This is a genomic window from Arthrobacter sp. P1_D4, assembly GCF_056406115.1.
In genome coordinates this window covers 38330-55186 of record NZ_JBFUAU010000004.1, presented here as the reverse complement: position 1 = coordinate 55186, position 16857 = coordinate 38330, and the positions used below count along the sequence as shown (strand labels likewise).

Here is a 16857-nt window from a genome sequence, read left to right as displayed (position 1 = left end):
GGTGGTGGCGCAAGAGTGTCGGTGGCAGCCGATACCGTAGGAATATGCGGTTATTGCACACCTCCGACTGGCACTTGGGCCGGTCCTTCCACGGCATCGGCATGCTGGATGCCCAGCGCGCCTTCATCGACCAGCTCGTGGCCTTTGTCCGGGATGAGAGCGTCGACGTCGTCCTCATCGCCGGGGACGTCTATGACCGCGCACTGCCTGGCGTCGACGTCGTCGGCCTGCTGGATGACGCCCTGGTGCGCCTCACCGGGGCCGGCGCCGAAGTTGTGTTGACCAGCGGCAACCACGACTCCGCCATCAGGCTGGGGTTCGCGTCGCGGCTGCTCGAGCGCGGGGGAGTGCATTTGCGCACACGGCTGAATGAACTGGACGTTCCAGTGCTCTTTCCGCTCGGGGACGATGCCGGGAATGAGGCAGCGCCGGTGCTCGCCATCTACGGGATCCCCTGGCTGGAGCCCCGGCTGGTCGCCGAGCAGCTGGGCGTCGAGACCGCGAGCCACTTCGAGGTCACCCGCGCCGCCACCAAACGGATCCGTGCCGACGTGCGGCAGCGGAGTCAGACCCGGACCGTCCATTCGGTGGTGCTGGCGCACACCTTCGCCAGCGGCGGCATCAGCTCCGACAGCGAACGGGATCTGAGCATCGGCGGCGTCGGCGCGGTCCCGCTGGATCTCTTCGACGGCTTTGGCTACACCGCACTGGGCCACCTGCACGGCAGGCAGGAGCTCTCGCCGGCAGTGCGCTACTCCGGCTCGCCGCTCGCGTATTCGTTCTCGGAGGCGAAGCACAGGAAGGGCAGCTGGCTCGTGGAGGTCGACGCCGCGGGGATCGGCGGCGTGCGCGAGGTGCTGTGGGACGCGCCCCGGACCCTCGCCGTGCTCCGCGGGAAGCTGGATGAGCTCCTGGAGTCGGAGGACTTCGCGTGGGCCGAGACTGCGTATTGCCAGATCACGCTGACTGACGAGGTCCGCCCGGCCCAGGCGATGGACCGCCTGCGGGCACGGTTCCCCGACACCCTGGTGCTCGGCTTCGATCCCGATGGTCCCGGCGCGGCGCCCAAAGCCAGCTACAGCAGCCGGCTGGCCGAAGCCGAGGACGACCTCTCCGTCTGCTGCGGATTCCTCGAGCACGTCCGGGGCAGGCCGGCTTCCGACGCCGAAGCCGCAGTCCTCGCCGAGGCGCTCGACGCCGTGCGCCTGGAAGGAGTGTCCCTGTGAGGATCCACCGCCTGGAGATTTCCGCGTTCGGCCCGTTTGCGGGCACGGAGCGGATCGACTTCGACCGCCTGAGCTCACACGGGCTCTTCCTGCTGAACGGCGCCACCGGCGCGGGCAAGACCAGCGTCCTGGACGCCATCTGCTTCGCCCTCTACGGATCGGTTCCCGGGGCCCGCCAGGACGGAAAGCGGCTGCGCAGCGACCACTCGGAGGCCGCCGCCGAGCCGCGTGTCACCTGCGAATTCTCGGCCAAGGGCCGGCACTTCGAAGTCTCCCGCTCGCCCGCGTGGGACAAGCCGAGCGCCCGGGGCCGGAACGGCTTCACGGTCCAGCAGGCCAACACGCTGCTGCGCGAACGCATCGACGGCGCGTGGGTGGAGAAATCGGGCAGGAATGATGAGGCCGGCGCCGAGATCACCGACGTCCTGGGCATGAACCGGGACCAGTTCACGCGCGTGGTCATGTTGCCGCAGGGGGACTTCGCCGCGTTCCTGCGCTCCAAGGCGTCCGACCGTCTGGAGCTGCTGCAGAGCCTGTTCGGTACGCAGCGCTTTGAAGCCCTGGAACAGGAACTGTCCCGGCAGGCGCAGACCGCCAAGGCCGAGGTCGCCAACCTCAACGCGAAGCTGGACCTGCTGCTGGCACAGGCGGAGTCCGAAACAGCGGCGCTCGAACTCGACCCCGACGGCGCCCCCGGCCGGGATGAGCCCGATGCCCTGTTGGCCTGGCTCGACGCCGCCGCGGCAGCCGCCGTGGAGGGCCGGCGCAGCGCTGCCGGGGGAGCCGAGAAGCAGGCCGCCGACCAGGCGTCCCTGTTGGAGGCGGCGAACGCGCGGGCCAACCGCCACGCCAAACTCGCCGCCGCGGAACAGCGGCGGATCGACGCCGACGCCGCAGCCCCCGTCCTGGCGGGCAAGGCCGTCACACTGGGCCTGCACCGCCAGGCCGAAATGCTCGGCGGCCAGTTGCAGGCGGTCGAAAGCGCCGCGGCAGCCGAGGACCGGGCAGGAACGGCCCTGCTGGATGCGGCGCGGCAGCTGCGGTCCGCGGCCGCCACAGACCCGGAGCTCGCCGGGCAGGACGTCCTCGACGTCGGCGTCCCCACCGCCGACGACGATGCCGACCCTGTCCGGGCGGGTAAATCCGTCATGTTGGACAGCGCGGCCGTCCGCGGAACCCTCGCCCGGCTGCGGTCCCTGCACGCCGTGCTCACCGAACGCCTGCCCGACGAAGCCCGGCTCCTCGGGCTCACCCAGCGCGGCAGCCGGCTGCGCCTGCAACTGCAGGAGCTGGAAAAAGGACGGCTGGCCGGTGCCGCCGCAGTGGACACCCTGCGCACTGAGTCGGCGGCCCTGTCCGCCGGCATCCGCCCCCTCGAGGATCTGGCCGCGGAAGTCCAGTTGCGCACCAAGGAAGCCACGGCAGCGGACGAACTCGTGACCATCGTTGGCCGCTTCCTCGCCGCCGAGGCGGAGTGCGCGGCAACCGCCGGACAGCACGCCGCTGCCCTCAGCACGCACCAGGACCGGAGGCAGCACTGGCTGGACCTCCGTGAGCAACGGCTCACCAACGCCGCCGCCGAGCTCGCCACCCAGCTCCTGGCCGGGGTCCCATGTCCTGTCTGCGGCAGCCCTGAACACCCGGCACCTGCCCCCGCGGCAGCCTCCGCCCTGGCCGTCGCCGAGGCCGAGAAAGCCGCGCAACTGGCCAGCGACACGGCAGAAGAAACCGTCGCCGCCCTGGGTCGTGAGCTCGCCGAGGCCCAACAGAACGTCGCCGTCCTGGCCGCCCAGGGCGGCAACACACCTGCCGGGGAAGCCCGTGAGGAGGCAGCCTTGGCCCGGGAACGGGCTGATGACGCGGTCCGCGCTGCCACGGACCTTGCTGCCAGCCGGGCCCGGATGGCAGAACTCGAAGCGGAGATCGCCGACGCAGAGCGGGCGCAGGCCGACGCCGTCTCCGGCATCGCGCAGACGCAATCGACGATCGCCGAAATCGACGAACAGGCACAGGCCCTCGAAGCCACCCTGGACAAGCTGCGTGCCGGCCACGCGACCCTCGAACAGCGGATCGCCGCCCTGACGGCAACCACGGCGGTCCTGGAGCACGCCGACGCCGCACACTCGGCCCACGAACAGGCCGCCGCCCGCACCGCGGAGGCACGCCGGAACCTTGAAGAGGCCCTTCCCGGAGCCGGTTTCAGCACCGAAGCCGCGGCGCGGGAAGCGCTGTTGCCAGCGCCGGTGGCGACAAGCCTCGAAACGGCCATCCGGGCCGGACAGGACGAGGCCGCCAGGATCCAGGAACTGTTCGCCGGAGAGGACCTGGCCCTGGCGGCAGCCGAGCGGGCCGCCGGGGACATCGTCAGCGACGCCGCCCTCGAGGAGCTCAGGACGGAATCGGCGGCGGCTGAACGCAAAGCCCGGGAAGCCATGCTTGCTGCCGGGCTGGCGGAAAACTCGCTCCGGATACTCGGGCGCATCGCCGGCGACTACGCGGACCTCGCCGCCGCCGGCAGGGAACCGCGGGACCGGGCCGCGATGCTCACCGCGGTCGCGGACGCGGCCAAGGGCGGCGGAGACAACACCTACCGCATGAGCCTGAACAGCTACGTCCTCGCGGCCCGGCTCGAGCAGGTGGCCGTCGCTGCCTCCGAACGCCTGATCGGTATGAGCGATGGCCGCTACACGCTGCAGCACACCGACGCCAAGGCAGCACGCGGCGCGAAGTCCGGCCTTGGCCTGGAGGTCGTGGACGAGTGGACCGGCCAGCGCCGGGACACCGCCACCCTCTCCGGCGGCGAGTCCTTCATGGCCTCACTGGCGCTGGCCCTTGGGCTGGCGGACGTCGTGCAGCATGAGTCCGGCGGCGTGGACATCGAGACCCTTTTCGTGGACGAGGGCTTCGGCAGCCTCGACGAACAGGCGCTGGAACAGGTCATGGACGCCCTCGAAAGCCTCCGCGACGGCGGCCGGGTGGTGGGGCTCGTGAGCCACGTCGCCGAAATGAAGCAGCGCATCGGCACCCAGCTCCAGGTGGTCAAGGGCCGCAGCGGCTCCACCCTGCACATCAGCGACGACACCCGGGCCTGAGCCGGTCCCCGGGCCGGCGCCCCGGGATCGGGTATCATTGCTCTGTTACCGGGTCGCGCGCATCGGGAGGAGGGACGATGCGCAGTATTTAGCGAACCCGGAAACCATGAACCCTTCACCGACGTCTTTGGTGTCTACTCTTGACGCCCCACTGCCGCCGACCTACGCGCAGCAGGCCCCCGCAATTTCGACCGACGCTCTGCCTGCCCCGGCGCCCGCAAAGGGCGGCCGCTACGCGCAGCTGCCGTTGCTCGCCGGCCGCAGCTTCATCCCCCTCGGGCTCTTCGCCCGCCTGCCGCTTGCCATGCTGACAGTCGGCGCCCTGACACTCGTCACCGCCGTCACAGGCTCGTACGCCGTGGGCGGCGCCGCGGCCGGCGCCGTCGGCATCGGTTCCGCACTCGGTGCCCCCGTCCTCGGCGTCCTCGCTGACCGGCTCGGCCAGCGCGGCGTCCTGCTCGTATCCGCCATCGCCAACACCGTGGCCATCGTTGCCCTGATCCTCACGGCCTACCTCATCCCCGGGGTCCACGACCTTGCCGCCGCGGTGCCCGTGCTGGCCGCGGCCTTCGTGGCCGGGGTGAGCTGCCCGCAGGTCGGTCCGCTGGCCCGCGTCCGCTGGATGGCGCTGACGTCCCGGACGTCCGGCTCCGGAACCCGTGCGGCCGGAGACCCCGCGGACCTGGACACCGCCCTTTCCTATGAGAGCACCGCGGACGAGCTCACCTTCGTGCTCGGCCCCGCACTCGTCGGAATCCTCGCCAGCCTGCTCGCGCCGTGGCTGCCGCTGGCCCTCGCCGCGGCACTGACAGTGGTCCTCGTACCCGCCTTCGCCGTCCACCCCACGCACCTTGCGGTGGTCCGCACAACGAAGCGCCGGCCCGCCGGTCCGGCCGCAGGACACGCGGCCGGCCCGGCGGCCACTACGGCTGGGGACAACCACAGGGAAACCCGCACGGCAGCCCAGCGCGTCAAAACCTTCGCCGCCGTCGCCCTCCCCGTGCTGGCGATGGTGTGCATGGGCACGTTCTTCGGCTCCACCCAGACAGCACTGAGCTCTTTCTCCGCCAGCTTCGCCACCTCCGAACTCGCGGGCCTGCTCTACGCCGTCATGGGACTGAGCTCCGCCGCGGCAGCCCTCTCGGTCGCGTACTGGCCCCGGCGCTTCACGGTGAACGCCCGCTGGATTGCCTGCGCGGCCCTCATGGCCGGCTTCGCATCACTGTTGTTGCTGCCCTCGACGGCGCTGCCCATGGTCCTTGTGCTGCTGGTCCTGGGCCTGCCCGTTGGTCCGCTCATGGTCACTGTCTTCGCGATCGGCGGCCTCGTGGCCCCGGCCGGAAAGCTCGGCACGGTCATGACGGCCCTGGCCAGCGGCATTGTGGCCGGCACCGCGCTCGGATCCTCCATCGCCGGACAGCTGGCGCAGAACTTGGGGTATTCGACGGCCTTCCTGGTTCCGGTATGCGCCGCCACGGCGCTGTTCCTGCTCGGAACGGCAGCCGCCGTCGTACTGCGGCAGCGCGGGAAGAAGACGGCCGCGGCCGCATAAACCCCGACGGGACAGCGCCCTGCGGGACGGGGCGCGGGCTCAGCCCAGCTGCGCCTCGATGCGACGCGCCGCCTCGGTCAGGGCCGCGGCGACCTCGTCCGGATCCTGCGCGGCGCGGATATAGACGACGGCGAGGGCGGCCGGACGCCCGCCCGGAACACGCAGCGGCACCGCAATCGAGGACACACCGGGGATCACTTCATCATGGCTGGCGGCATAGCCGCGGTGCCGGGCCTCGGCCGCCTCGGACCGGTACGGGATGCCCGGGACCAGGGCCCGCCACTCCTGCTCCGGGAAGGCTGACTGGATCGCAATGCCCGGCGCTCCTGCGCTGATGGGGTGCCGCGACCCCGGGTGCTGCACCACCGCGGCGCCGCTGTGCCGCGGATCCACGGTCACCAGCGTCACGCACTCCTCCCGGTCCCAGACCGCCACGAAGGCGCTCATGGTCAGGGTGTTGGCCAGCAGGGTCAGTTCCGGCAGCGCCGCCGTCTGCAGGTTCCGGGAGACCCCGCGGGCCAGGACCGCGAGGCCCGGGCCGGGCTGGACACGGCCGCCGTCGTCACGCACCAGCAGCGAGTGGTCCTCGAGCGTGCGCAGGATCCGGTAGGCCACGGAGCGGTGGACGCCCATGGCGTCGGCGAGTTCGGCAATGGTCAGCGGCTGCTGGGCCTCGGCGAGGATCTCCAGCGCCCTGATACCGCGGGACAGCGTCTGGGACGGGGAAGCCTGGGCGGTGCCGGCATTCGGGGTCATGGGGTCCATCCTAGGTGCGGGGTTACTGGACGCCGGGCTACCCTTGTGTTCCGGCTCATGGTCAGCTAGCGTTCTATATGGGAACTGTTTGTTCGATTATAGAACACAATTGCAGAATCCGACTAGAGAACACGGCTGATCCAAAGCACACCCACACCACGGTCGGGAAACGCAACGAACGCAAGGGATCTATGATGATTGCCACGCCGCGCGGCCACGCCGGGGGCGCCCAGGGCCCCCTGTCGGCACCGCGGGCCAACCACTTCCGGGGCAGCCTCGGCAGGTTTGCCACCGGCGTCGCGATCGTGACCTTCGACGGGGCCACGAAACGCCACGGCATCACCGTGAACTCCTTCACCTCGGTCTCGATGGACCCTCCGCTGGTGCTGGTGAGCATCGCCCGCACGGCCAGGGCCCACGACGAGCTCGCCGGCCGGCCCTTCACCGTGAATATCCTTGGCGCCGAGCAGCGGTACCTGGCCATGCACTTCGCCGGCAGGCCCGGCCCCGAGCCGCTGTGGGTGGAGGGGAAGACCGCGCCGCGGCTGTCCAATGTCCTCGCCTATTTCGAATGCAAGCCCTGGGCGGCGTACGACGGCGGCGACCACACCCTGTACATCGGCGAGGTAGTGGACTTCAACTACCGCAACGGCGATGCGCTGGCGTTCGCCAACGGCACCTTCACCACCATTCCGGAAAGCCTGCTGGGCATGGAGGACCTGCTCTAGCGCTAGCGCCACATTCCTTCCCGGCAATATAGCTCAACGACGACTGGAGGACGACCAATGGGTATCCGCACCGGACGGCAGTACCTGGACAAGCTCAATGCCATGACGCCGCATGTGGTGATCGACGGCGAGGTGGTCAGCGAGAAGATCGCCGAGCACCCGGCCTTCCGCAATGTGGCCCGCTCCTACGCCAGGCTCTTCGACATGCAGCATGATCCGCTGTACCAGGAGGCGCTCACTTACGCCTCACCCAGCACCGGGGACCTGGTCAGTGCCTCCTTCCTGGTGCCAAAGACCATCGAGGACCTCCAGCGGCGACGCCGTGCCATCTCCACCTGGGCCGAGTCCTCCAACGGCTTCCTTGGCCGCTCCGGGGACTATATGAACTCCGCGCTGACCGCGCTGGGCACGGCGGGGAAGTGGTTCGCGCAGGCGGATCCGAAGTTCGGCGAGAACATCCGCAACTACTACGAGTGGGCCCGGGAAAACGACGTGCTCGCCACCCACACCCTCATCCCGCCGCAGGTCAACCGGTCCGTTTCCGGTTCGGAACAGCTCGGCGGCCAGCTCTCGGCCCGGATCGTGGAGGAGCGCGGGGACGGGATCGTCATCCAGGGCGCGCGCATGCTCGCCACCATCGCCCCGATCGCCGACGAACTGCTCGTGTTTCCGTCCACGGTCCTGCGGGGCACCCCGGAGGACGCCCCCTACTCGTACGCGTTCGCCATCCCCAACGACGCCCCTGGCCTGCGCTACCTCTGCCGCACCTCGCTGTACAACGGCGGCAGCACCCACGACGAGCCGCTGGCCTCGCGCTATGAGGAAATGGACGCCGTCGCGGTTTTTGACCACGTCTTCGTGCCCAACGAGCGCATCTTCATGCTGGGCCACCCGCAGCTGTGCAACAGTTTCTACACCGAGACCGGGGCCGGCGCGCTCATGACCCACCAGGTGGTCACCCGCACGATCGCCAAGAGCGAGTTCTACCTGGGCCTGGCCTCGGAACTGGCCGAATCGATCGGCATCGACGGATTCCAGCACATCCAGGAGGACATCGCAGAGCTGATTATCGACGTCGAAATCGGCAAGGCTCTGGTCCGCGCGTCCGAGGCCGACGCCGGACTCAACGACGCCGGCGTCATGCTGCCGAAGTGGTCCACCCTGAACGCCGCCCGCAACTGGTACCCGAAGATCGCCCAGCGCTTCCCGCAGATCATCCGGAAGTTCTCGGCGTCGGGCCTCATGGCCCTGCCGGGGGAGGCGGACGTCAACAGCGAGGCCCGGGAGGACATCGAACTGTACCTGCAGGGCAAGACCCTGACCGGCCCCGAGCGGGTCCGGCTGTTCAAACTGGCCTTCGATGCCTCGATCTCCGGGTTCTCCGGGCGCCAGTCGCTCTACGAGTACTTCTTCTTCGGAGACCCCGTCCGCATGGCCGGCGCCCTGGTCAACACCTACGACCGCGGGCCGGTCCGGGCCAGGGTCCGCGAGCTGCTCAACCGCACCGACTGACCCGCGGAAGACACTTTCCGGGAATATGTGTGCCTTATCACATCTTTCATAGTAGTATTCAGGATACTAACTGACCGTTCGATCAGTAATTCACTAGGCATCAGTTATCCACTTCGCACCCACCCCGGGCAGTACCTCTGCCCCCAGCAACGGAGTTCCAATGACCGTAACTTCATCCGTAGATTCTGAGGCGGGTCCCAGCAGCAAACACGAGGAACGCAAGGTCCTCGCCGGGACCCTGGTCGGCACCACCATCGAGTGGTACGACTTCTTCATTTTTGCCCAGCTGACAGCAACGCTGCTCTCGCCGTTGTTCCTGGCCCCGCTGAACGACTCCAACCCGGGCCTGGCGCAGATCCTGTCCTTCGCCCTGATCGGCATCAGCTTCCTCTTCCGCCCGCTCGGCGCGATCGTCGCCGGCCACCTCGGCGACCGCCTCGGCCGCAAGGCCATGCTGGTCTTCACCCTGATCATGATGGGCGCTGCCACGGCCCTGATCGGCATGCTGCCCACCTACGCGCAGATCGGCGTCTGGGCCCCGATCCTCCTGATCCTGCTCCGCGTCATCCAGGGCTTCTCCGCCGGTGGCGAATGGGGCGGCGCTGCCCTGATGGCCGTGGAGCACGCTCCGAAGAGCAAGCGCGGCCTGTTCGGCGCCTACCCGCAGATCGGCGTTCCGGTCGGCATGATCCTCGCCACCGGCCTGCTGTACTTCCTCAACACCTCCATGTCCAAGGAAGACTTCGCGTCCTGGGGCTGGCGTGTGCCGTTCCTGCTCTCCATCGTGCTGATCATCGTCGGCTACCTGATCCGCCGGGCGGTCGCCGAGAGCCCCGTCTTCAAGGAGATGCAGGACCGCAAGGAAGAAAGCAAGGCGCCCCTGGGCGAGCTGCTCCGCAAGCACAAGAAGGCCGTCCTCTACTCGACGATGATCTTCATCGGCAACAACGCCGCAGGCTACCTGCTGATTGCCTTCTTCATCTCCTACGCCACCAAGACGCTGAAGATGCCCACCCCGCAGATCCTGCTCGCCACGACGCTGGCCTCCTTCGGCTGGCTGATCTTCACCCTGGTCGGCGGCTGGCTCTCGGACAAGATCGGCCGCGTCAAGACCTTCCTGATCGGCTACGGCATTGTCTTTGCCTGGATGATCCCGATGTTCGCCCTGATCGACACCAAGAACATCCTGCTCTACGGCGTCGCGCTGTTCGTCCTCACGGTCGGCCTGGGCCTGTCCTACGGCCCCATGTCCGCCATGTACGCCGAGATGTTCCCGCCGGAGGTGCGCTACTCGGGCATCTCGATCGGCTACGCCTTCGGTGCGATCCTCGGCGGCGCGTTCGCGGCCACCATCGCGGAAGTCCTCCTGCAGGGCACCCACTGGACCGGCTCCATCGGCATCTACATCATGATCCTCTGCGTCATCTCCGCCGTCGGCGTCCTGCTGACCGGTGAAACGAAGGGCCGCCCGCTCGGCGTCGCGCACCACGCGCCGGCCGAAGCCGCAAAGCACTAGCAACCAGGCAAGCACGAGGGGCGCGGACCGCAAGGTCCGTGCCCCTCTAGGTTAAAGAGCAACGCGGGTTCACTGCGCGCCCATCCAGATCATTCGGATGGGCCGTAAGTGACCCCGCGTTGCTTTTTGTACGGTGGGTTTAGACGCCCAGGAAGCTGATGGCGCCCTGCTTGAAGGCGCGGCTGGTGATGGCATTGGTGTGGTTGCGGCCCGGCAGCACGAGCTGTTCGACCAGGCCGCCGGCCTTGGCGCCCAGGGCGGCGAGCTCCGGCATGGTGGCGGCCCGGTCGTCGTTTTCCCCCGCCACGAGGAGCATCGGCATGTGGGGGACCGCTTCGGCGGGGTCGTACGGCTCGGTCTTGATTGCCTCGACCAGGGACAGCAGCGCGAAGATGTTGTTGCTGGGCAGCAGCATGGCCATCTTCAGCAGCCCGGCGGTCGACTCGTCCGCGATCGGCGTGCCGTCGGCCAGGTACCGCTGCGCGGCGATCAGGTCGAAGTCCGCCAGGGGGTCGGCGACGTTCGGGCCGCCCAGGACCAGCCGGTGCACCAGCTCGTGCTGTGTGGCCCCGAACTCCCAGGCGAGGCGGGACCCCAGCGAATAGCCGATCACGTCGAGCCCGCTGGACGGGTCCCCGTCGCGCAGCGGCCGCGCGCCGGCGTCGAACACTATCTGCAGCAGGTCCGCGCGGATCCGGCTGGGGGAGTAGGAGTCCATGTCCTCCGGGGCGCCGCTGCGGCCGTGGCCGGGCAGGTCCACGGTGATGACGCGCCGGCCGGCTTCCAGGAGCGCAGTGAGCCAGCCGCTGTCTTCCCAGTTGAGCTTGGAGGAGGAGGAGAAGCCGTGCAGCAGCAGGACGGGACGGAGCCCGGCGTCGTTCTGGGGCTCATGCACCTGCACGTACAGCTGGGGGTCGGTGCCCTCAACGGTGTGCGAATGCTGCTCGCCGGTGTGTCTGCCGCTCATGCTCTCAGTCCTCATCAAGTACGGCGCTCAGGCGGACCCGGCGCTTCGGTGCCTCTTCCTTCGGGACCGTGCCCACGATGCCGGCGGTGTTGTCCGGCACCTCAAACACAATCAGGGGCTCGCCGACATTGATCTTGTCGCCGGGCCCGCCGTAGATACGCACTACCTTACCTGCCTGCGGGCTGGGCAATTCAACGGCCGACTTGGTGGTTTCGACCTCCACGAGCGGCTGGTTGCGTTCCACCTGCTCGCCCGGGGAAACCAGCCATTCCAGCACGGTGGCCTCGATCAGGCCCTCGCCGAGATCCGGGAGCGGGAAGGAAATTTCAGCCACGTTTGTACTCCAATACTCGCTGGATGCCGAAGAGGATCCGGTCAATGTTCGGGATGTATTCATCTTCCAGGTCGCCCGAGGGGTACGGGACGTCGAAGCCGGTAATGCGCTCCACCGGCGCCCTGAGGGTGTCGAAGCAGCTTTGCGTGATCAGCTGCGCCACTTCGGCGCCGAGGCCGGAGGTCAGCGGCGCCTCGTGGACGACGACGGCGCGGCGCGTCTTGCGCACGGAGGCGGCGAGGGCCTCGGCGTCGATCGGCTTGAGCCAGCGCAGGTCCAGGACCTCGATGTCGATCCCGTCCTCGGCCGCGAGCTCCGCCACCTGCAGGCAACGGGCCACCATGGCGCCCCAGGCGACCAGGGTGAGGTGGCGGCCTTCGCGCATCACCTTGGCGCCGGTGGGGGAGCCGCCATCTGCGTCGTGCCTGGCGGTGTCCACCTCACCCTTCTGCCAGTACCGCGACTTCGGCTCCATGAAGATCACCGGGTCCGGCCGCGTGGCGGCGTACTTGAGCAGGTGGTAGGCCTCATGCGGGTTCGACGGCGAGACCACCTTCAGGCCCGGTACGTGGGCGAAGAGCGCCTCCAGGCTTTCGCCGTGGTGTTCGGGGGCGCGGATGCCGCCGAAGCTGGGCACCCGCAGGGTGATGGGCATCGGCATGGTGCCCCGGCTGCGGTAGTTCATCCGGGCGATCTGGCAGACGATCTGGTTGATGGCCGGGTAGGCGAAGCCGTCGAACTGGACCTCGGGAATGGGGTGGAACCCGGCCATCGCCAGGCCCACGGACATGCCCAGGATGCCGGATTCCGCCAGCGGGGTGTCAAAGACGCGCTGCGCACCGTGCCTGGCCTGCAGCCCGTCGGTGATGCGGAAGACGCCGCCGAGCCGGCCGCAGTCCTCGCCGAAGATGACGGCTTTGGGGTTCTCCGCGAGGACCTCGTCGAGGGCGCGGTTGAGTGCTTGCTGCATCGACATCACCGTGGTGGCGGGCTCGCTTCCGGCCGGGTTGGTGATCGTGTCGCCGGCAGTGTTGTCGGCAGTGTTGTCGGCAGTGTTGTCGGCAGTGTTGTTGCCGCTGGCACTTTCGCTTTCGAGAATCGAGTTAGACATGTTCGGACTCCTCGCGCCAGTTGGCGGCCTGGGCCTGCAGGGCAGGGGTGGTTTCCTGGAAGACCAGGTCAAACATTTCGGTCCCGGGCCGGGAGCCCAGGGCCTGGATGCCGGTACGGATCTGCTCCTCTTCGACCTTGGCCGCGGCCAGCGCCTCGGCGAAGAACGCCTCGTCGGCAATTCCATCGGCCAGCAGCCGCTGCCGGAGCCGCTCGAGTGGGTCGCTGCCTGCGCCGTCGCGTTCCTCGTCGAGGGAGCGGTAGCGGCCCGGATCATCGGACGTGGAGTGCGGGCCGCGGCGGTAGGTCATGGCCTCGATGAGCACCGGGCCGTTGCCGGAACGGGCATGCGCAAAGGCGCGGCGGGTCGCTTCGAGGACCGCGACGACGTCATCGCCGTCGATCTTCAGCGCCGGCATGCCGTAACCCGCGGCGCGGGCCGCGACGGAGCCGCCGGCCACCTGCCGTTCGGTGGGGACCGAGATGGCCCAGCCGTTGTTCTGGACGAAGAACACCACGGGCGCCTTCATCACGGCGGCGAAGTTCATCGCCTCGTGCACGTCGCCCTGCGAGGAGGCGCCGTCGCCGAAGTAGGTCAGGGCGACGCCGTCCTTTTTGTCCAGCGTCTGGCCGTGGGCCCAGCCGACGGCGTGCAGGACGGAGCCGGCGACGACCGCCTGGATCGGGGCCAGCCGGGATTCCATCGGGTTGTAGAGGCCGCCGTGCCACGTGGCCTTGTGGGTGGACATGTAGGCCACCATGTCCACGCCCATGGTCCGGGCAACGCCCATTTCGCGGTAGGTGGGGAAGGCGAAGTCCCGGGTGGTGTCCACGGCGTAGCCGCTGCCCACCTGGGCAGCTTCCTGGCCGAGTTCGGGGGCGTAGCCGGGGATGATGCCCTGCCGCTGCCAGGCGATGGCCGAGGTGTCGAGGTGCCGGACGGCCACCATGAGCGAATAGAGCTCGCGGAGTTCATCGGCTGTGAGCGGCCCGGCMGCGCKGCCGGAAGCCACGGGGAGAAGTGTGTCCATGCCTGTGACCCTAGTCACCGGCGGCGGGGTGGGCAATCAGCCTAGGCTGGGGTGCCCAGACTGCACACTTATGCCGCCCCGAGCGCCGGTGAGCTTGGCAATTTGTCTAGCGGCTGGGCTGTTCCGCCTGGTCGGCTTTCGCGCCGGCGGCGGCGTTGCGGTTCCGGGTGATCCGGGCGCCGGTCCAGCACGCCACCGCGATGCCGGCCACCAGTACCAGGGTGCTGACCAGCTGCTTGCTGCCCTCCGGGCTGCTGAAGCCGACGGCGAAGATCAGAGCCAGGAGCACGAGCCCGAAGATCGTCAGCCCCGGGAAGCCCTTCATCCGCAGCGGCAGCGCAGTGCCGTCGCGGTCAGCCCGGCGGCGCAGGATCAGCTGGGACACCAGGGCCGAGCCCCACACCACGAGGCAGGTGGAACCGACCAGCTGGAACAGCGCCGGCAGGATCTGGTCCGGGAAGAGCAGTTCCAGGACGGCGGCCAGGAAGCCGAAGGCCACGGAGACGCTCACCGCCACGACCGGGACCCGGGCCGTGTTGAGCTTGGAGAGGAACTTGGGGGCTTCGCCGCGCTCAGAGAGCGAGTACACCATGCGGGACGCGCCGTAGAGGTTGGCGTTCAGGGCGGAGAGCAGCGCGATGACGGCGACCAGGGTGATCGCGGCGCCGGCGCCGGGGATCCGGGCGACGTCGAGGACGCCGGCGAAGGGGGACTTCAGGGCCGCGGAGGTCGAGGGAAGGACGGCCGCGATGACGAATACCGAGCCGATGTAGAACACGAGGATCCGCCAGACGACGGTGCGGATCGCCTGGGCGACGCTGCGCTCCGGGTTTTCCGTCTCGGCCGCGGCCACGCTGACAATCTCGGTGCCGCCGAAGGCGAAGATGACGACGAAGAGTGCGGTTGCGATGCCGCCCAGGCCGGCCGGGGCGAAGCCGGACGTGAAGTTGCTGAGGCCAGGGGACGGGACGTCCGGCAGCAAGCCCAGCAGCAGGGCCCCGCCGATGGCCAGGAATATCACGATGGCAGCCACCTTGAGGATGGCGAACCAGAATTCGAACTCGCCGAAATTCTTCACGCCCGCCAGGTTGATGGCGGTGAACAGGGCCATGAAGATCAGGGACAGTGCCCAGACGGGGATCACCGGCCACACCGTGAACAGGAGCCCGGCCGCACCGAGGGCCTCGGCCGCGATGACCACCACGAGCTGCAGCCACCAGAGCCAGCCGACGGTGGCGCCCGCGGTCTTGCCCATGGCCTTTTGCGTGTACACGGAGAAGGCGCCGCTGTTGGGATTGGCCGCGGCCATCTCCCCGAGCGCCCACATCACCAGGATGATCAGGGTTCCGGCGACGAGGTAGGAGATCAGCACGGCCGGTCCCGCCGCCTGGATTCCGGCTCCCGAGCCGAGGAACAGGCCGGCGCCGATCGCGCTGCCCAGTCCCATCATTGTCAGCTGGCGTGGTTTCATGCTGTGCCCCAGGCTCGGGGCGGGAACCGCGGTGGGTAGCGTCGCGGTGGACTTCATCGTCATGGCGAACCTTCGTGTGGTTTGGATCTTTTCGTCCTTATGGGACCTATTGAATTTACCGGATTTGGGGCCGGCCCCCGGCCGCCGGGGCGCCTCCGCCGTGAGAGCATGGTGGCAGTTTGCTAACTGAATCGGGGCATCGGTGGCTGTTTGTCCGGCCCGGTCCCGCTTGGGAAGGAAGAATCAGTGGACGTTGATCCGCTTGATGCAAAGATTGTCCGATTTTTCACGGATTCCCCCCGGGCCTCGGTCCTTGAGGCCTCCCGGGTACTGAAGGTTGCCCGCGCCACGGTGCAGTCGCGCCTGGACCGGATGCAGGACGCCGGCGTGATTGGCTCATGGGTGCCCCAGCCCGATCCGGCGCATTTCGGCTACCCCGTCGTGGCTTTCTGCTCCCTCACGATCAACCAGGACCTCGGGCACGACGCCGTCGTGGAGGCCCTGGCGCGGATTCCCGAGCTGATCGAGATCCATACCGTCTCCGGGAGCTCGGACCTCATGGCCCGGATAGCCGCCCGCTCCAATTCGGACCTCCAGCGCGTCCTCGATGCCATGATCGCCACCCGATCGGTCCTGCGCTCGTCGTCCGTGATCGTGCTCAATACGCACTTCCAGGGCCGCACCCTGCCGCTGCTGGAAACCGCGGCCGCCGGCACGGGCTAGAGGACACTCAGGTTTTCGGGCAGGCCGGTCCGGCCGGTGAGCAAGAGCAGTAAATCACCGGCGGACGGCAGTCGGGAGCCGATGGCTCCGGCGAGCTCCAGGGAGGCCGCGACCGCCGGGGCCAAGGTGGCGGGCGGCGGCAGGCCCAGGGCGCGCGCCAGATCCAGGGTGTGCACGGCCAGCTCGAAGGTCCGGGTCGGCAGGTAGTCGATGAGCGTCATTGCTCCGGCAGGGGTGGCCACCAGGGCATCGTCCTGCGTGTTCCTGACGAGGGCCGTGACGCGTTGGACAAGCTCCCGCACGGCAGCGGCAGGGTCCTCGCCCAGCGCCTCCCCGGTTTCCCTGCCCCGCTGCGCAATCGCGGCGGGCGAGGTGGCGCCCCGGACGGCCAGGAAGTATTCCACTGGACCCGGCACCCGTGCCCCGGCGGCCGGGGTGGCGAGGTAGGTTTCCACGGTTGTCAGGGCACGGCTCGTGTGGCCGGTCAGCGACAGGACATCCCATTCGCCCAGTGCCGGCCGCGACCACGCCTGGTGCGGTACCTGCCCGGCGAGCTCCATGAATGCCTGGGCCGCCCCCGCGTATCGGGCCCTGACGGCCTCTGCGTCCGTACCCTCCGGGTCCATAACTTCTGAGTCCATAGCCTCGATTAATACCGGTGCCGGCGCCCGCGGACAAGCCCCGTCCGTGCGCCGGCGACAACCCGGTCCGGCCCGTGTGACCTGAAACATTTTGCGCCCGGGCGGCGCGGCCGTATCATTAGTTCTAGTCAATGTGACTATAACTAATCCGGCGGTCGTGCCGGATCCAGCCGGGCAGTCCATCGCGGACCCGCCCGG

Annotated in this window: 14 protein-coding genes; 7 read left to right on the top strand and 7 right to left on the bottom strand. The window is 68.8% G+C overall.

Going from position 1 to position 16857, the window contains the following annotated elements; translation table 11 throughout:
* Window positions 1-44: 44 nt before the first annotated feature.
* The 3 genes from AC1D0A_RS05580 (at window position 45) to AC1D0A_RS05570 (ending at window position 5870) form a co-directional block, all read left to right on the top strand.
* A complete protein-coding gene (locus AC1D0A_RS05580; protein WP_476945350.1) occupies window positions 45-1226 on the top strand; it encodes an exonuclease SbcCD subunit D in 1182 nt (393 codons plus the stop codon).
* Window positions 1223-4318 carry an AAA family ATPase gene (locus tag AC1D0A_RS05575; protein WP_476945349.1) on the top strand — a complete coding sequence of 1032 codons (3096 nt, stop codon included), beginning with the start codon at window positions 1223-1225 and terminating at the stop codon, window positions 4316-4318. Before AC1D0A_RS05580 ends, AC1D0A_RS05575 begins: the two co-directional genes overlap by 4 nt.
* 127 nt (window positions 4319-4445) lie before the next feature.
* Entirely contained in the window at window positions 4446-5870 is a 1425-nt protein-coding gene (locus AC1D0A_RS05570) for an MFS transporter (RefSeq protein WP_476943399.1), read from the top strand.
* A gap of 39 nt (window positions 5871-5909) precedes the next feature.
* Here AC1D0A_RS05570 and AC1D0A_RS05565 read toward each other — a convergent pair whose 3' ends face one another.
* A complete protein-coding gene (locus AC1D0A_RS05565; RefSeq protein WP_243181283.1) occupies window positions 5910-6626 on the bottom strand; it encodes an IclR family transcriptional regulator in 717 nt (238 codons plus the stop codon).
* Window positions 6627-6817: 191 nt separating this feature from the next.
* On the opposite strand from AC1D0A_RS05565, the gene AC1D0A_RS05560 reads away from it, so the two are divergent.
* From AC1D0A_RS05560 to AC1D0A_RS05550, 3 genes are all read left to right on the top strand, one after another.
* Complete coding sequence (locus AC1D0A_RS05560) at window positions 6818-7354, top strand: flavin reductase family protein (RefSeq protein WP_476943382.1); 537 nt, start codon at window positions 6818-6820, stop codon at window positions 7352-7354.
* 57 nt (window positions 7355-7411) lie between these two features.
* On the top strand, window positions 7412-8866 hold the full coding sequence (hpaB, locus tag AC1D0A_RS05555) for a 4-hydroxyphenylacetate 3-monooxygenase, oxygenase component (RefSeq protein WP_476945348.1): 1455 nt from the start codon (window positions 7412-7414) through the stop codon (window positions 8864-8866).
* Window positions 8867-9026: 160 nt separating this feature from the next.
* Window positions 9027-10382, top strand: a complete 1356-nt coding sequence (locus AC1D0A_RS05550) for an MFS transporter (protein ID WP_476945347.1) — start codon at window positions 9027-9029, stop codon at window positions 10380-10382.
* Window positions 10383-10521: 139 nt separating this feature from the next.
* Here AC1D0A_RS05550 and AC1D0A_RS05545 read toward each other — a convergent pair whose 3' ends face one another.
* The 5 genes from AC1D0A_RS05545 to AC1D0A_RS05525 all read right to left on the bottom strand — a co-directional run bounded on the left by AC1D0A_RS05545 (window position 10522) and on the right by AC1D0A_RS05525 (window position 15358).
* Window positions 10522-11349: an alpha/beta fold hydrolase gene (locus AC1D0A_RS05545; protein WP_243181287.1), complete on the bottom strand. Its 828-nt coding sequence runs from the start codon at window positions 11347-11349 to the stop codon at window positions 10522-10524.
* A 4-nt stretch (window positions 11350-11353) separates the two neighbouring features.
* A complete protein-coding gene (locus tag AC1D0A_RS05540; protein WP_018775751.1) occupies window positions 11354-11683 on the bottom strand; it encodes a biotin/lipoyl-containing protein in 330 nt (109 codons plus the stop codon).
* Window positions 11676-12659, bottom strand: a complete 984-nt coding sequence (locus AC1D0A_RS05535) for an alpha-ketoacid dehydrogenase subunit beta (protein WP_476945375.1) — start codon at window positions 12657-12659, stop codon at window positions 11676-11678. The genes AC1D0A_RS05540 and AC1D0A_RS05535 overlap by 8 nt, the downstream gene beginning before the upstream one ends.
* A 127-nt stretch (window positions 12660-12786) precedes the next feature.
* Window positions 12787-13824 (bottom strand): thiamine pyrophosphate-dependent enzyme, encoded by a 1038-nt coding sequence (locus tag AC1D0A_RS05530; protein WP_476945346.1) that lies wholly within the window; start codon window positions 13822-13824, stop codon window positions 12787-12789.
* Between the two features lie 106 nt (window positions 13825-13930).
* A complete protein-coding gene (locus tag AC1D0A_RS05525) occupies window positions 13931-15358 on the bottom strand; it encodes an amino acid permease (RefSeq protein WP_476945345.1) in 1428 nt (475 codons plus the stop codon).
* A 183-nt stretch (window positions 15359-15541) separates the two neighbouring features.
* Between AC1D0A_RS05525 and AC1D0A_RS05520 the strand changes: the two genes are divergently transcribed.
* Window positions 15542-16018 (top strand): Lrp/AsnC family transcriptional regulator, encoded by a 477-nt coding sequence (locus tag AC1D0A_RS05520; protein WP_243181290.1) that lies wholly within the window; start codon window positions 15542-15544, stop codon window positions 16016-16018.
* Here AC1D0A_RS05520 and AC1D0A_RS05515 read toward each other — a convergent pair.
* Window positions 16015-16659 carry a maleylpyruvate isomerase N-terminal domain-containing protein gene (locus AC1D0A_RS05515; RefSeq protein WP_476943379.1) on the bottom strand — a complete coding sequence of 215 codons (645 nt, stop codon included), beginning with the start codon at window positions 16657-16659 and terminating at the stop codon, window positions 16015-16017. The genes AC1D0A_RS05520 and AC1D0A_RS05515 overlap by 4 nt on opposite strands.
* Between the last annotated feature and the right edge of the window lie 198 nt (window positions 16660-16857).

Coding starts and splice junctions, on each gene's coding strand:
- AC1D0A_RS05580 (WP_476945350.1), top strand. CDS start 45: ATGCGGTTATTGCACACCTCCGACTGGCACTTGGGCCGGTCCTTCCAC.
- AC1D0A_RS05545 (WP_243181287.1), bottom strand. CDS start 11,349: ATGAGCGGCAGACACACCGGCGAGCAGCATTCGCACACCGTTGAGGGC.
- AC1D0A_RS05515 (WP_476943379.1), bottom strand. CDS start 16,659: ATGGACTCAGAAGTTATGGACCCGGAGGGTACGGACGCAGAGGCCGTC.
- hpaB (WP_476945348.1), top strand. CDS start 7,412: ATGGGTATCCGCACCGGACGGCAGTACCTGGACAAGCTCAATGCCATG.
- AC1D0A_RS05525 (WP_476945345.1), bottom strand. CDS start 15,358: ATGACGATGAAGTCCACCGCGACGCTACCCACCGCGGTTCCCGCCCCG.
- AC1D0A_RS05565 (WP_243181283.1), bottom strand. CDS start 6,626: ATGACCCCGAATGCCGGCACCGCCCAGGCTTCCCCGTCCCAGACGCTG.
- AC1D0A_RS05550 (WP_476945347.1), top strand. CDS start 9,027: ATGACCGTAACTTCATCCGTAGATTCTGAGGCGGGTCCCAGCAGCAAA.
- AC1D0A_RS05560 (WP_476943382.1), top strand. CDS start 6,818: ATGATGATTGCCACGCCGCGCGGCCACGCCGGGGGCGCCCAGGGCCCC.
- AC1D0A_RS05535 (WP_476945375.1), bottom strand. CDS start 12,659: ATGTCGATGCAGCAAGCACTCAACCGCGCCCTCGACGAGGTCCTCGCG.